Annotated in this window: 11 protein-coding genes; 2 read left to right on the forward strand and 9 right to left on the reverse strand. The window is 36.7% G+C overall.

All coding sequences use genetic code 11. The annotated features are described in order from the left end of the window. Positions 1-425: 425 nt before the first annotated feature. The 3 genes from WH267_RS03425 to WH267_RS03435 form a co-directional block, all read right to left on the reverse strand. A complete protein-coding gene (locus tag WH267_RS03425; protein ID WP_340005712.1) occupies positions 426-662 on the reverse strand; it encodes a hypothetical protein in 237 nt (78 codons plus the stop codon). A gap of 124 nt (positions 663-786) precedes the next feature. After that, positions 787-2,301 (reverse strand): hypothetical protein, encoded by a 1,515-nt coding sequence (locus WH267_RS03430; RefSeq protein ID WP_340005714.1) that lies wholly within the window; start codon positions 2,299-2,301, stop codon positions 787-789. Between the two features lie 144 nt (positions 2,302-2,445). Further along, complete coding sequence (locus tag WH267_RS03435) at positions 2,446-2,727, reverse strand: helix-turn-helix domain-containing protein (RefSeq protein WP_340005716.1); 282 nt, start codon at positions 2,725-2,727, stop codon at positions 2,446-2,448. 842 nt (positions 2,728-3,569) lie between these two features. On the opposite strand from WH267_RS03435, the gene WH267_RS03440 reads away from it, so the two are divergent. Both WH267_RS03440 and WH267_RS03445 read left to right on the forward strand, forming a co-directional pair. Then, positions 3,570-4,115, forward strand: a complete 546-nt coding sequence (locus WH267_RS03440) for a hypothetical protein (RefSeq protein ID WP_340005718.1) — start codon at positions 3,570-3,572, stop codon at positions 4,113-4,115. A gap of 388 nt (positions 4,116-4,503) precedes the next feature. After that, entirely contained in the window at positions 4,504-7,482 is a 2,979-nt protein-coding gene (locus tag WH267_RS03445) for a hypothetical protein (protein WP_340005720.1), read from the forward strand. A gap of 32 nt (positions 7,483-7,514) precedes the next feature. On the opposite strand, the gene WH267_RS03450 is transcribed toward WH267_RS03445, so the two are convergent. The 6 genes from WH267_RS03450 to WH267_RS03475 all read right to left on the reverse strand — a co-directional run bounded on the left by WH267_RS03450 (position 7,515) and on the right by WH267_RS03475 (position 17,027). Further along, positions 7,515-8,204, reverse strand: a complete 690-nt coding sequence (locus WH267_RS03450) for a 4'-phosphopantetheinyl transferase family protein (protein WP_340005722.1) — start codon at positions 8,202-8,204, stop codon at positions 7,515-7,517. 1 nt (position 8,205) lies between these two features. Beyond that, positions 8,206-8,883 (reverse strand): HAD family hydrolase, encoded by a 678-nt coding sequence (locus tag WH267_RS03455; RefSeq protein WP_340005724.1) that lies wholly within the window; start codon positions 8,881-8,883, stop codon positions 8,206-8,208. 94 nt (positions 8,884-8,977) lie between these two features. After that, entirely contained in the window at positions 8,978-10,351 is a 1,374-nt protein-coding gene (locus WH267_RS03460; protein WP_340005726.1) for an MATE family efflux transporter, read from the reverse strand. Between the two features lie 2 nt (positions 10,352-10,353). After that, a complete protein-coding gene (locus WH267_RS03465; protein WP_340005728.1) occupies positions 10,354-14,772 on the reverse strand; it encodes an amino acid adenylation domain-containing protein in 4,419 nt (1,472 codons plus the stop codon). Positions 14,773-14,794: 22 nt separating this feature from the next. Further along, a complete protein-coding gene (locus WH267_RS03470) occupies positions 14,795-15,919 on the reverse strand; it encodes a Gfo/Idh/MocA family oxidoreductase (RefSeq protein ID WP_340005730.1) in 1,125 nt (374 codons plus the stop codon). A gap of 10 nt (positions 15,920-15,929) precedes the next feature. Further along, a complete protein-coding gene (locus WH267_RS03475; protein ID WP_340005732.1) occupies positions 15,930-17,027 on the reverse strand; it encodes a saccharopine dehydrogenase NADP-binding domain-containing protein in 1,098 nt (365 codons plus the stop codon). Position 17,028: the final 1 nt, after the last annotated feature.

The following is a 17,028-nucleotide window of genomic DNA, read 5'->3' on the forward strand; positions in this document are numbered from 1 at the left end:
TTCAATGTTTTTTGCATAAGAAGCGTCAAAAGTAGGGATAAAATTTTATAAAATGAAACTTTGTTGCAATAATAAATGTAAAACTCATCCCTTTTTTGGGATGAGCTTATTTAATGAAATAACATTCTTAGCTGAGCTTAGCACAGTGAGAACAAAGTGGTTTGCCACCAGTACCAGATCTTCTGTTTCTAGTTTCGATGTTGTTTCCTTCTGTACAACTTGTGTTGTTGTGGTGAACATTTGCATTTCTTTCAATGCTATGCCACGGCGTTGTTTTTGCCATAATTAATAAGGTTTAAAATTCAAATGAAATTTATTGAGAATATTTATTAATTCATTATGGGAAACCGTATTGTTGAAATGCAATTTCCTTAATTGGCAAACATTAATATTAAGCAAGGGGTCAGAATTTTCCTCAATACAGTTTATTCTGTTTTTATTACTGTCTTAGTTTTTTTGTTTTTTCCAGAAATTCTCAAATTGATGTCAAAATTCATTTTGATTCTTCGAAGCATTTTGAAAACTAAGTAAAAAGCTGCGATGATTTGTATTTCAGAAGTGGTTTTGAAAATACTTTTGCTTTGGTATTCTTGATGAGAATTTGCTAAGATTTCTACATTAAATTTTGTCTGACTATTTTCAATAGTTTTAATTGTACTCATTTGCAATATTTTGTTAAATTAATAGTGCAAAGATTGGTTATTATCGAGTATAAATGTTATCCAAATTATTATCCAGTTTATCCAGGAAGTGTAATAATTGATTGTAAACTAGATTGTTATTTATTTAATCTGTATTGATGATTTTATTGTGAGGAATTTTAAATTGATTTTGTTTCTCGATTGAAAGCTTATTGTCTGTAAAAAGAGTTTTACGTATATCTTCAGGTTTTGGCTGCTCTTGTTTATCTATAAATTCAAAATGGTCTAAAATCATTCTAGAAATGGCGCTGGTGTTATCCTTTCCGTTTCTTTTGGGAGCTTCAATAAAACCTTTATCAATTAATTCGGAAAACAAATAGCCAATAGATTGAAGACTACCTTTAATTTTTATTTTTTGTGGAACTACAATTTTATCACCGTTAGTGGGTTTTGGTAATTGAGACCCTATTTCTGAAGTAATTTTCTTTTCTAAACCATCTCCTTTGTAACCATTAGTAAGGCTTCGTAAAAGTTTTTCCCTGTCTCTATCAAATATTCTGTTCATATGTTTAAAATGCATATCAATATTATCTGAATCAAAATATTTTAAGTCAAAAAAATAAAAAGTTTTATTGTAATAGTATACTAAATGATTTTTATGTGTACCATAATTATCAAATTTATCTTTAGGTCTATAAGAAACTTGATATCGATTATTTCCAAGTATGTAGTAATCAATTTCTTTTATTCGACTGGCTAAAAATTTGAAATCATCATTTTTTTCGAAATAATCATTTATAGTTGCATAAATATATTTTTCTTTAAAATTTTTAAAACTATTTTTAAGACATGTAATTATTTCACTTTCAGTGAAATAAGAAACTATTACATATTTGGTTAAATTATAGTTGTTAAATTTATTTTCAATAGAGTTTATATAATCAAGGAAATAGTTGTAGTTGTGTTTTCCATTTTTTGCAATATTAATTGCAAAATCTGATAATGTATTAGCTTTAAAAAGTTCTACTTCATTTATAAAATCTGAAAATTTATTATGGTATAAAAGGTTGTCTTCAGTTGTTTGTTGTTCTTCGGTTGCTTTATGATTCTTCTCTAATTCATTAAACAATAGGTAAATTTCTTTTTTTAAAAATTTGTACAGACGATTAAAATAATCCTTTTCATCGTACTTATAGAAATCTATTTCACCTATTATGAAAACATAATCAATAGCTCTTTCTTCTCCTTTCTCATAAGTATAAATTAAATCATCTGCTATAGCTTCAAAATGTTTTGGAAAATGAGATATTTCTACATCCCGGCTAAGTTGCCCATTATGTTCTTCTTGATTGTTCTTTGAAAAAAGAATGTTTTCTAAAATTTTAATGTCAGCCAAATAACGTTTTTCAATATATTTCTCTGTTGTTAAAAATTGATTTTTTTCTTTTTCTAATAGATAATAGTTAAACTCTAGGTTTTTGAAAATTTTTAAAAAATCTACATAGGTATGAGAGTAAATATTAACTTTCAGATCTTGATAATCTATTAACTCAATTTCTTCAAAATGTTTTTCCCAAGCAGGATATGTTTTTAAAATATCTTTATTAATTTTAATTTTCCTGTATTCTTGTTGATAACTTATAACATTGAAAAGCTCCATATTTTAAACATTGATAATTGGCTACTATTACAAATTTATAATAAAATGTCTGAGGATATTGTTTACATTGAAAGAACTTTGCACAAAAGAATAAACAACAACTTAAATGAATGCTAGAAGTGTACTAAAATAAACTAGCTCTTTTTATGTTTTTTTTGTTTTAATTTCTTTAATATCATATTTCTTCTCTTTAATTGGTTCATCAGGGAAGAAATCTTTAATAGAACAACCTAATGCTATTGCGATTAAGTTTAGATGAATCAAATTATATTTAGCCTTTTTCGAAGGAGCTTCTATCTGCGAAATAAATCCAATATTCTTACCAATAGAAAGAGATAGTTCTTCTTGAGTAATTCTTTTTGTTTCACGTATTTCTTTTATACGCTTTATAACAAACCTTTCTATTTCGTCTAATGATTCATTCATAAGCCAAAGTGAATAAAAAACATCAAAAAATATTATGTACTATAGTACATATTTTAAAAATTGTTTTATATTTGTACAATAAGCTACAATAAAGTAGCTTTGCGATACTTCAAAGAATAATAGAAGCTATTGCTTAGAATCTTGTACTAGAAAACTGGTAATTTTTAAACACACAAGACGATAAGCAGGAAGCTCACGACCTAGGCGTGGGCTCTCTTATCTGTGTGTTGGGTATACCAGTACCTCTAGTTCAGATATTGTAGAGTCTCATGCCGTTTTTATTTTCATGCTGTTCTGCTTTTCTACAATCATCTTTTTCTAAGCCGTTTCACCACATAAAGTATCATGATACGATACAATGGAGTGTACAATCCATTGCGGCTTCAGGGCTTTCACGGGAACACAGATTTTATTTCTATTCATCATTTACCATACAACTCAGCGTACATCGGTAGGCTGGTGGTTTCATACATTCTAAAAATACAAACACATGAAAAAAAACATTAAGAAAAATCAAGGTTTTAAGTAAAAACTTGTTTAAACTTTTTAAGCTTAACCACAAAAGGAACAAAAGCTATTTGCGCAGATTTTAAATATAATAAAAGTTCTCAAAAGAATAAAAATCAAAGATTTTTAAAGGCTTATGTGAACTTCTATGCGCAAAGTAACTAAACTTAAAAATCAAAAATGTTTAAAATAAAACTTTTGTGACTTTTGTGGTTTAAAAAATAGCTTCAGCTATGTCCTTAATGATTCTTAAACCCTTAAAAGATCTTAATGGTTAATTAAGGAAAAATGTCACTCAATCCTTAGTTTTTGAACCCCATTAAAAAATACAAACAATGAAAAAGATAAAAACACATTTCGATACCTGCTTTCGGGCAGACAGCAAGCACTCTGGGCTAAAGCTGATGGAAACTTTCTTCCACTTCAATGAGCTGAATGATTCCAAAGAAATGCTCAGCAACTTAGTGAACTATGCGGTAAAGAGAAATAGCTGGATCCATGAAGATCCGGCGGTGATCTTCCGGTTTCATCAGTCGATGAGGTCGTTGATTCGGGCAGGCTATCTCATGATATTAAAGGAAAGAAAATGGACTGTAGATACCCAACCAGAAAAGATTTCCCCGTGGCTTCTTGGCTTGCTTTCGGAGAAGGAATACCGGAATCCGCTGTTGGTTTTCAAAAAAGCATTCAGAGCATATACCCTCAAAGAATTTGATTATTTTATGTCCGGAATGGTCTATTTCTCCATGGGTGTTTATGAAAATCTACCGGAAAGAAATATCGTGATGCCCTACATCCATACGGTTAAAATGCTGGATGCAGCGTATCTTATTCTGGAAAGAAGAGGGAAGAGGGTAAATGGTTCTGTGCAGGAGGGCTGAAGTTAAGGGGCTGGAAGTTACTCTTAGTGGTGAGTACGTAAAAGTCCCTGTAAAATGTCATTTTTAAACTAACTAAAGTGTACTGAAGTGTTTATAATAAAGGTTTTATTATGTCTTTTGTGGTTTATATTTTACGCAAAGACCTGATATATTGATGGGATGTATTGATTGTAAATGTAAAAAATAGTAATTTAACTTTCTGAACTTTAATTATCTCTGCCATTTTTTGTGCGTCTCAAAATTGTTGAGGTAAACCTTGTTTTAAAAAGTTCCTCTCTATTATTTATCCTGTATTGAAGAAATGGGAAAGAAGTTTTCCTGGAATTTTTTATAGAATTGTAAATGTTGAGAGGGGGTGAAATATTTCAAATTTGAAAAATGCATTGTGATGTTACCGGATGAGCTTAAACAAATATTAAATGAAACTTCTACAACGAGTTGGTGCATTGCTTCAGGCTTTAATACCACGAAGAGATTAAAAAATAAAGATTATATCTCTGTAAGATGCAAAGATTGTGGATTTCGTACAAAACATAATTTGGGAAATTTAAAATACCATCTGTTTAATGATCCCAATCATTGTAGTTGTACAGATTGCAAAACAAGGATTAAAAAGAAGGAGAGAAGTGATAAACTTATCATAAAAGCCGAAAAAATCATGCTTGAATCGGTTGATTTTCCCTGGATTTTAAATAGAGCTGGAATTGATAATGATCAGATCTACTATGCAAAATCATGTTTGCCTTTAATCTGTAAGACCTGTGGTGAAACAAAGGAACATACCTATAGCAATATATTTACAGCGATTTACTCACCGGGGCATATTGTGTGCATTAATTGTAAGCTCAAACTGAAGGTATTACTTAAACTTAAACGATGGAAAACTGAAATCAGGAGAAATTCTTCTGACGAATATGATCTGGACATGAGTATTACACCTTTAGGTTATAAGATTATACATCGAATATGTGGTAAATTTTATTATGTCAGGTCACCTCAGTCATTTAAAAATATAAAATGTTCTTTCTGTGAAGACGATACCGGTAGTATAAATATACTGGAGAGAATCAAAGATGATATTGAACTGGGAAATTATATTGCACAGCAAACTTCAGGTCAGCTGACATTGCATAGTGTAAACAGATTTGATAAGGTCCTAATAGTCTCTTGTAATCTCCATTCTGAACAAGGAACGTATTCTTTACCGTGGAGATCATTTCTAATATCCAAAAGAAATAAAGGAGTAATGTTATGCAATCTCTGTAATAAACAACGGCTTAGAAAAACTAGTTTTGAAGGCTATAATTACAAAATAGCCAAACTTAAATTAAAGATCGCTACAGATGATACATTGGAAAAAATCGATACAAAAGAAAAAGTGTTACATTGGTGTACTTTGAACTCCAGACATCCTGCATTTTTAGCTACCCCTGAAGAGGTTTTGCATAAAAATAAACGCTGTGCATTCTGCTATGATAACGCTTCATTTCATAAAGGTTATGATTTTATCAAAGCTTATATAGAAATGGATGAAGATCGTTTCTATACGCATTTTGGTAAGAAGTTCAGACTCCTATCGTCAAGATCAGAAATTGAAGCACAGATAAAACCATTCTCACCGATTAGCCAAATTCGAATTAGAATCAATGAACTGACTTGTCATATACATGATGAATATGAAGTTTCCTGGGCTGATTTTAAATGTAGAAATTTGGGATGTACTCAATGTACACGTGAAAATAATGTATCATATGCACATTCTTATTATCAGGCATTGCTTGCATACTTCAATCTTGATTATGTGGCCGAATACCCCATAAAAATAAACGCAGAAAAGACTTACAGAATAGATTTTAAATTGCCAACGATCCCGAATTATCTGGAGATAGACAGTTCTATTCACGTTGGAAAAGGATGGGATAAGAATGAGAAGAATATCCGGGCCTATCGAGAAAGAGACAGAATAAAGGACGAGCTTCTTGGCGATAATATTGAACGCATAAAATTGTATGATGACAAAAATAAACATCTACCCATGCAAACTCAACTTCAGATTATTGAAAAAGCTTTTTTAGATAGGATGATACACAATAATTTGCCAATACGGAGTGGAGATATTGAAGCAGCTAAACGTGATCCGGACTTTTTTAAAAATGCAAGGATTGTTGCACGTATCAAAAGATTGGAATACTTCCATAAGGATCATATTGAGTTCAGGTATACCGATCATTTATCGATGCTACATTCATATGATGTTGATGAAATTGAGTTTTATTGTAAAATTCACGGGAAAACATTTTCCAGGAAGCTTATTACCGTTGCGAAGCTACGTTTTTTATGCCCTATCTGTAAAAACCATATTATGCTTGGTGAACAGCAGTCTTACTATATGAGTAAAGAAAAAATTCAGGAGATCTCCAATATAGTTGATATTCGTTTTGATAAAAAAATGATTATTGATTGTAATAATTGGGGTGAGAATGTTTCTTTTTTTCTGACCTTAGTTTTTCCAGTTTCGGTACAAAATCAGCAAAAAACTATATTACTATCCTTGAACGAACTACTGGGCTCAAACATCTCTGACATAAAACATAGAGTAAAGCAAATTAATAATACTGAATCCTTCAGGAAGATCAAGAATAAACGTTACATTACTGATTATGAACCGGTGCTGATTGATAAAATATACCAGAAAGAACGTTTTGATCAGCACAAGCTTAGTAAAATGATGCTGAAGGGCTATCAGAATGAAGCGAAATCAATTAACAAGTTAATGAAAAATAAGCAGGAGAAAGGTTATATTGAAGGTTTGATAGACCATAATGAAATATCATTAAAACCTTATATCCATAAAAGTGAAAGCGAAGCTAAGCTTTGCCTTGGCATTTTTGACAGAAAAATTATTCCCTTTTTTTCTCAATCACAAGAAATGGAATTACTTACGGTAAGGGAACATTATGCCAACAATAAACAATACCTTCTGATTAAACGTAAAAGCTGTGGCCATAGATTTTACAACAGCTGGAACTGGATAATGTGCAGAAATAGGGAAGGTAAAGGGATTCAATGCCAACATAAAGATTGCTTTGATCGATATTACAAGGAAGTCTATAAATCCGGAAATAAGATACCTAACCAAGAAATACTAAATGTTTTTAAGGAAAAATATTTTGCACAATATTATCCCTTAAACGCAGATATACCCATAAATGTAAGGGATTTAATTGATGTAGCTCATCTTCCAACTGGCCGTAAGTTTCAGACTAGGTTTGATAATTTTAGGAGAGGAAAATTTAGGTGTTCTTATAAGAAAATGTCCATAGAAGAACTTTCAAAACACTTCCCGATTTTTTACGATACAAAATAAAAAGATTATATGAGACCTAAAAAATTAAGAAGTCAAAGCTCCTCCAATCTCTTCTTAAACTCTTTGAGGTGGAGCCATTGCACATCCTTACCAGGATGCTCACAAAATGAGCACAAAGAAAGTTGGTATCCTTCTATACATTCCAGTATTTCAAAATAAGCCAAAACGGGTTTTCCATCCTTTTCAATACCTATCCCTCCATTACTCCTCGAAATTTGTAATGTATTTAATCCTTCGGAAAGCCCTTTTCCTGTAGCTTTTACATAGCTTTCTTTCAGGGTCCATAATTCAAAAAAAAACAGGTTTCTTTCCGTTTTATTGATTTTTTGGAATTGTTGATACTCTTCGGTTGTTAAAGACAATGAAGCCAGGTTTTCTTTTACCTTGGCTATTCTTTCAATGTCAATGCCTACCGGATCCTTTGAAACTACCCCCGTAACCCAATCTCCGGAATGCGAAATATTAAAATGAAGATGGGAGTGATGGGGAAGATAGGGTTTTCCAAACTCCTGGTATTCATAATGTATTTCATCATTTGTTAATCCATAGTGTCTGCATAGAATAGTACGGATGATCAAATCTCCCAATAATGATCTTACTGCATCAATGGGTTTTCGGAATCGCTGGATTTTGGCCTTTTTATCGGACGAGACATATTGGATGAGCTCGTTAAATTCCGCCTCATCCAGGAGATTATTAATATGGATACAATAAATATGCATGTTAAGACCATATGAGAAGTTCCCAGTTATTTTTTTGAGCCAATGAAGCCAGTTTTTTATCCGGATTAACCGCTACAGGATATTGTACTGAAGAGAGCATCGCAATATCATCACCTGAGTCTCCGAAAGATGCACAGTTTTCCAGCGTAAACTGATTGCTGTGAGCGTGTTGACGGATGAGTTCAGCTTTTCGCTTTCCGCTAACGGCACGACCCTCCATTTCTCCGGTATAGATTCCGTTTTTGGTTTCTAGGCGGGAAGAAATAAGCTCAGCCCCTAATTCTTCGGCTAGAAGCTGCAGGAAAATATCCAAAGATCCCGAAACCAGAACTATCTGTGTTCCTTGTCTTTTGAAAGTATTGATGGTTTCGAGAGCTTTTGAAAAGAGTTTCTTTTGATATTTTTCCTGATAACATTGAGTTTTTAAAGAATCCATCGTTTCAACAGAGATCCCTTTATACTGTCTGTAGATGGAAGCTGTAGCCTTTTCACGGTCAATCTTGTCAAGAAAAGTCCAGTACATGAATCGAAAGGGAAGTCCTGCCCTCCAAAGGCTATATCTGAATGGTGACATCACCTGTTTTTTAATATACAATAAAGGCTCTACAATATTGCTTTTGGTTAATGTACCATCCACATCAAAATAGACGGCATGTAGGTTTTTAGGTAAGTTTTTCATTGATTGAATACAAGTTTTTAATGATGAAACAATCATGATTGATCAGCCATTCCGGAGTCACCAATCATGAAAGTCTCATCTTGTTGGGATAAAATCAGGTTTGTTGTAAATCTGATTTTGTTTTAAGCTGAATGAGCCGTCTCAATTCACCAATAATCATGATAAGAGCGATAAGGGCCACACCATATTCTATTGCGCTTGAAGCAAGATAAATCCAGCTGATTCCATATAGACCAGGTAAAATGAGCATGGCAGGCACATAAAAAATGATTTGCCGGATAATGGCCAGCAATACTGCCGGTTTTCCTTTACCAATAGAGGGATAAAAACTCATGGTCATAAACAGAAAGGGAACTACGGGAGTTGCCCACAACAAAACCTGAAAGTCTTTGTAATGCTGGTCATTAAGTGATTCTGTACTGATCATTGAAGAAAGTACGGTCTCCGGATAACCAATTAAAAGAATCCATATAGGTAAAATGAACAGGGTTGAAAGCAATACGAAAATCATATAGGCATTCATAGTCCGGTCGTATTTTCCTGCTCCAAAATTAATTCCGATAACAGGCTGAAGGGCTCTCATAAATCCGGCAATCGGCATCAGAAGTAGAGTATATACCCGGTAAGCAGCTCCATATACCGCCATATCTAATGCACTGCCATATCTGGAAACACTTTTGAAAACGGCTATTGCCTGTATCAGATTCATAACTACCATAATGAATGAAGCCATGCCCAAGGAAGAAATTGCCTTTAAGATAGCTTGATCATATTTCAAAGACAGTGGCTGTGCCGGAAATGAAACATTTTTGCTGCGGAAATAGTAAAAACCGAAAACAGAATAGACAAGCATGCCAATGTTGGCTCCCCAGGCTGCTCCTGCAACGCCAAGTTTCAATACATCAATCAGGAAATAGCTGACCAGTAAATTGACTACCAATCCGGTTCCCATAATAATCGCTGCAAGTTTCATTTTGCCTTCTGCCCTTACAATCATATTGGCTGAAAAACCATATACCCAAAAGAAAGCACCAAAAAGCGTGTGCTGAAGATAGGTATGGGAAAGATCCAGGATTTCACCCTGAGCTCCCATAAATTCTAATAGGGTCCTTCCCATGAAAAAGACAAAAACTAAATAAACTACAGATAAAACTATGCTGAGAACATTGACATTACCCAATAATTCTGACTGCTTTTTCTGATCTTTCTCACCAATGGCTATACTGAGCAAAGATCCTGCACCCACTCCAATGAGAGAACCTATTCCCATGGTTATAGAAACCACGGGATAGGTAATGGCTACAGCAGCCAGGGCGTTTTCACTAATCAACAAACCAACCAGCACCGCATCTAAAACAATATTAAGCCCATACAGCACCATTGCAATGATGATAGGCCAGGAAAGATTCCAGGCTAAGCTCCATAAGTTGTCATGTAGGATTTTATCTTTTTGTTCAATACTATTCATGATTATTGATCAGAAATTTCTAAATGACGAGCCAGATCAGGTGCATATTCTTCACCCACACAACCCAGGTGATCCCCTTCAATGTCTGTAATATCTAAAGTTCCGAGGCTGATTTCAGACCACAGTTCTAGAATATCATCATTGATTCCGGTTGCAGTCGTGGTTCCCTGATCTTTAGCTTTAAAATACCGGATATCACCAAAATAAGGGGGAGACACAAACCGGGAAGCTTTAAAGTTTTGAGCAAAAGTACTGTAGGTACGTTCCAGCAGTTCTTTGGGCATTTCGCGTCCGGATAAGCGTTTCATGGCATCAAGATAAGCATCAAATCTCTCGGATTGGCTGGCAGTTTTCATCTTGTTAAAAACTGAACTTATCTGTACCAATTCGCTGTTACCCTGCATCGTGAAAATAGCACCTTCCGGAAGTTCGTTTTTATTTTGCTGTAAGGTTTGGGTTACCCATTCCATGAACAGTTTTCCGTTCATCTCTCCAAAACCTGCATCTGCCGGGTTAATTCCTAAATTCGGCAGAAAACGGAATTCCACAAACAGATCATCATATACTTTAAAAGGAACACGGATGGCATCTATAATGCACAAATCAGCGACTTCAATTCCCTTTTCACTCAGTCTTCTTGCCATTTCTACAGCAATCATACTTCCGATGGAATAGCCGATAAGTTGTACCTGTTTAGCACCATTTTCAATAATAGAGGCACAATAATCATCTGAAATACGTTCCACCAGCTGATCGCTTTCTATAGCACAATAAGCATCAAAATCTCCAACGGAAATTCCATAGACCGCTCCGGAATTCTGATTGACCATTTCACGGATCAGGTGTTTATACCTTTCCAAAGTTCCACCTCCTGCATGAAGGATGATACGATGCATCCCGGATGAGTCCCCTCCGAAATGGGTAAGTGTTCCGATACGGGTTTCTTTTTTGGTTTCTTCTGCCTTCTTCTGAACGCCTGCATTGTTTTCCTGATCTCTAAAGAAATCTGCCAGATCTGCAATGGTAGGAGAGGTTAGAATTTGTCTTAAAATTAGGTCAAAAGTCAGATGCTGCTGCCCTTTTTCTACGAAAATATCCCTCAGTTTTCCAGCCATCTGAGCTGATATCAGGGAGTCTGCCCCAAAGTCGTTGAGGTTCTGATGCTTGTCGATATAATCAAGACCAAGAGAGCTGCACCACAAATCATGAATTGTTTTTTCAAGTTCATCCGTGAAATCCTGATTGCCTGTAGTGGTTTTACCGGTATCAAGAATACATAATTCTTCCAGTTTTTTAACATCTACTTTACCATTAACGGTTACCGGAATTCTATCAATAACCTGAAGATGGGAAGGAACCATATACGCAGGGACTTTTTTACCTAAAAACTGTACTATTTCAGAAGTAAAATCGGAATCAGACTGATTTCCGGAAGGAACTATAAATCCAAATAAGGTTTTTATTTTACTGTTTTCAGTATGGGTTTTAGCGATCACTACGGCATTGGAAACATCAGGATGGGTAGTTAATGCAGATTCTATTTCACCTAGTTCAATACGGTGACCTCTTATTTTAACCTGCTTATCTCTTCTTCCTAAAAACTCAATTTCTCCGCCGGGCATATATCTTCCCAGATCTCCGGTTTTATACATTCTTTCACCGTCTGAAGGATGTAGAAAGAAACGTTCATCAGTAAGATCAGGATCATTGAAGTATTCCAGTGCAAGCCCTGAACCTGTGATAAATAAATCCCCCGATTTCCATTCCGGACAATCTCTCATCTGTTCATCCAGAATACGGAATCCCTGGTTGGAAAGCGGTCTTCCGTAGGGTATACTATTCCAGTCCGGTTGTAATCCTTTATAAATATGGAAATTGGACCAGATGGAAGCTTCCGTTGCTCCACCCAGGCTGATCAGCTGTACAGAAGAAACCAGCTGCTTTAAAGTATCAGGGAGGTTCAAAGGAATCCAGTCTCCTGATAATAAAGCAAGCCTGAAATGACTTAGAGAAGTACGAATTTCCTGCTTTTCAGTTTCCAGAAAATTAACAAACATCTGCATAAGGGCGGGAGCTGTGTTCCATACTGTGATCTGATAATTTTGCATCAGTTCCAGCCAGTGAGAAGGATCACGCTGGCGGTCCGGGTTAGGATAGATGAGAGTTCCGCCAAGTCCTAACATTCCAAAGATATCATACACTGATAAATCAAAGCCGAGCTGTGATAAAGCAAGAACGCTGTCTTTTTCATTAATATTAAAGCGTCTGTTGATGTCCTCAATTGTATTCATTGCTCCTAAATGGGAGATCACTACTCCTTTAGGCTCACCGGTAGACCCTGAAGTATAAATGACATAGGCAGGAGCATTGCGGTCCTGTTTTGTATTGGCAGAAATTTCACCAAGATTTATTTCTTTGTTAAATGATAAGGTATCTACAGCAATAATGTGTACCCCGTTTTCTGTTCCGTACCCTTGCTGATTGATTTCATCAGAAGTCAGAACATACTTAATCCCTGCATTTTTAATGATCTTTGTTCGTCTTTCAACAGGCTGGTTGAGGTCTATCGGAACATATACACCACCCAGAGCAAGAACCGCCAGTACAGAAGTTACCTGATGGTGGGATTTAGGAAGGGTAATCGCTACTTTATCCTGCTCTTTGCAGCCCAGTTGTTGTAATTGCAAAGCAATAGCAACTGTTTTTTCTTCAATATCCTGATAGGTAAACGAACCGTACTCATCAACAATAGCTGTTTTATCAGCGTAAATTTTGAAGTTTTTGATGACGGGTTCATGAAGTAAAGATTCCGGCAACATAGCAGGTTCATGATTCAGTTGGTCTCTTTCTTCCTGATGCCTTGATGGTAATGCAATCAGGTCTTTTTTGTGCCACGATTCCGGATGGTCCGACAATTCGTTGAGAAGCGTTTCAAAGGTTGAAAACATATCGTCAATCATCTGTTCGGGGAAAATACCATCACGGGTATCCCAGTTCACAGAAAGTCCCTGTGCGGTATCTACCACCTGACAGTCAATAAATACCTGAGGCGTCTGGCTGATATTGTAGTCACCGATCTGTCCTTTTAGTCCCGAATCTTCACCCGTGTCAAGCAATCCGATGGCACTCGTTAGCACAACGGGTAAAAGAACTCTTCCGTTCTGTTGCTTTTTAGTCATTTCACGAAGTACTTCAACACCGGTAAATAACGGATGATCCAAATCGTCAAACAGCTGAATATTCATATTCTTTGCCGTCTCACTGAATACTTTGGGCTCCCTGTAATCTACTTCAAGTAAACTAACCGAAGTGAAATCACCCACAATCTGATGAACCTCAGGATGAAGAGGCATACGGTTCAGAACGGTAAGGTTAAGGCAGAAATGAGCGGTTTCGCTCCAGCGTTCCAGTACGGAAGCGTACACTGCTGCCACTGCAGAAGTGGGAGTAATACCATGTGAGTTGGCAGTTGCTTTAAAGCTTTCCCATTTCTTTTTTTCAATCAACGTGCTGTTTCTCGTAAAATGATTGGAGGCGGTATTTTCCCTGCGGGAAACGGGAAGGGTAGGACCTGCGGGCAACGTTTCCACACGATTCATCCAGTAGTTCCTGTCTTTGGCATAGGCAGGAGTTTCACGGATTCCCCTTTCTGCAATGGCATAATCTCTGAAACTAAGGCTTAAGGGGGAAAGCTGAATATCAGGATTGAAATAAAGTTTTTCAAATTCAGCCATCAGCATCCACATACTGATCCAGTCTGCAATCAGGAATTCCATAGAAAAATGAAGCACGGATTCTTTTTTCTGTTCCAGTTGTGTCGTGGTTACCGCAATATCGAATAACGGCCATTGTTCAGTATCATAAACACGATGGCTCATCTGCTCCCGTACTTTCTCCAAAACAGAAGCCTGTTCCTGAATTTTTAATGAAGAAACATCTTGATAACTTACCGTGAAGCGTGGTGTTTCCTGTTGAATGCTCTGAAACCCCTGATTGCTCACAGTAGCCCTTAGCATTTCATGCCTTTGAACCAGTCTGTTCCAGATATTTTCTACAAGTTCATGGTCTAAAGCATTGTATTTTAATTCCATATACAAATGACAGGCAACCCCGCCGTATCTGAATCCGGGGTTTCTCCCCAGAAGGTAAGCAGATTGAACATCGGTAAGGGGGAACGGTTTATAGCGGTTTGGCAGGTCATACTGGATGGTCATAGTCTTGTTTTCTGACTCCAGATAGTCAAGGATCTTTTCTTTGTTTTCCTTGAGAAGTTCTAAGTCATTCGGTTCCATAACTCCTTTCGGAGCTTTGAATTTTAATTTTCCGTCTTCTGTCCAGAGCTGAATTTTCTTTTTTCGCATGCTGTTCATCAGCTCCTGAACATCAACGGATTCTATATAGGTTGTCATAGGGATATTCATATTATTGGGTTCTAAAAGCGGATTAAGAGATACTCATTTCTTCCGGTTCGGCCGGAACGTGGCTGGCAATCTCGATAAGTTGGCTTATTTCAATCTGCTCATAGGAGGCATCCGGTTTTAAGGTCGGAGATCCTAAAGCGTGGGTCAGGTCATGCCACAAACGGGTACATAATAGTTCCTGGTGAGCTCTCTGTTCCGGTTTTTTTTCGCCTGTGATAAAACTTTTTATGGCTAGCAGGTCCTTTCCAATAGCTCTTGGCCATTGTTTCTGAAGAATTTCCTGATAAGTAGGCGGAAATTCAGGACCTAGAACCATAGTGCTCTTTTCATTCAGGTGATTTCCGGCAGATACATTTCTCAGCAATTCATTGTGTGGGATATGAAGTTGGGCTTTCCATACTACAGGTCCATGGGTATCGGTAAGAGATAAAGTTCCTCCGGAGCATCCGATAGAGATGGTATGCAGCAGATGCTGATGGTTGTCAGGATCGTTTGGATTGACTTCATTATGGGCACGAAGGGTAAGAGGCAGACCGCCCCATTCTCCGGTAAGTACCTGAAAGGGTCCCGAATCTTTCAGAACATGATGAATGTTTAGTGGTCTTGGGTTAGGCAAAAGATCAATCATCATCTGAACCAATGGAAATGATACCTGAGTGGCCAGCGCAATATCGATATAGACTGCTTTTTTCGTTTCAAAAAGATGTTTTGCCACTTTAGAAAATCGTCTGAAAGCCGGGAGATGAACATAGAGATTACCTGTAATGAAATGCACATTGTTCGATTTAGCTGCCCGTAAACAGGTGGCCAGATCATTGTGGTGGATAGGATGTTCCTGTATCACATGAATGCCTTTTTCCATACAATAAAGAGCGAATTCGGTTCCTTTACCGCCCATAACGCCTGAACGGAGGATAATGCACGCCAGATCAACCTCATCAGGGTTTATTTCTGTAATATCTTTTAAAAGGGGGATGCCGTAAGCTTCTGCGCATTTTTTTGAACGCTCACTGCCACCGGCAATCAAAGCTTTGATCTCAAAGTCATCAGACAGATTACTGAGCGCTTCCAGATAAAACTGTCCGAAAGTAGAGCCAATGACTACGGTTCTTATTTTTCCTGATTTATATTTTTTGATACTGTTCATTTTTTAATCTTTATAAGGTTCCTTCTTCCTCCACTGAAAGTTCTTCAATTGAATGATCAATAATCTGGATACTGTGTGTGGAATCTGTTTTTTCCAGAAGATCCATCACATAGTCAATATCCTCAATGGAAGCCGCATGATGTAATCCGTGTTTTAGTTTACCATCCAGTACTGCTTTTACGATAATGGCGGCTATTTTTCCGCAGAAAGGAATGATTTTTCCCACTTCATACACGGCAGTCTGTGTTTTTTCCTGACCTTCTGTTTCTCCGGTCAACTGGACCATAAGAATGAAATAGGGACTTCTTCCCAGCGTATCCATTTCTACGGCAAAGCACAATTTTTCAATCATAGCTTTAGGATTGGTTTTATATTCAAAACTGGCACTGTCGAGAGCTGCGATTGATTTTTCTCCTTCTACCGCAGCATACCATTCTCCGTTTTCCAGTTCAAGTCTTTGCGCCACCAGCTGGGTTTCATCATCAAAAAGAGGGAATAAAGTAATTTCTCCGGGGAAGAAAGGAAGTTCAACTCCGCTTTTTCGTGATAATACATTCGGTACGACACCGTTTCTCCAAGCCGCACGGGGAACATTGTTGGAATGTAATGATCCTTCCAGGTAATCTTCAGCACCGGCTTTTGAAAGCTGTCCTGAAGTGCCATAATAGCTAAGCAGAGAATGGACTTTGTCAAACTGCTTACCAAACCAGATCGGGAACAATCCTGAAAATCCGGGGGTAGCTCCGGCAGCATACACTATGATATTATCTCCGGTTTCCAGCGGATCGCTGTGATAATCATTATCTATTCCGGCATCTACCATGTTGACATGATGCTGCAAACATATTTTAGCAATCCGTCTTGAGTAACGATGGGATGGGGCAGCGCAATTTAAGATCAGGTCACAGCCGGCAATGAAACGGGTAATGCTTTCGTCATCTTCTACGTCTACCTGTTCCCAGATGGCTCCGGGAAGTGCTTCCGACTGTTTTGCTTTTCCTTTCTCAGGATTACGCCCTCCGATTTTTAAGGGACCAATGCCATATTGTTGCAGGGTAATGCAGGCATGATGGCCTACTTCTCCGTATCCTCCTATAATTCCTATCATA

The sequence above is a fragment of the Chryseobacterium sp. MYb328 genome (assembly GCF_037572595.1).
Taxonomy (GTDB): domain Bacteria; phylum Bacteroidota; class Bacteroidia; order Flavobacteriales; family Weeksellaceae; genus Chryseobacterium; species Chryseobacterium pennae.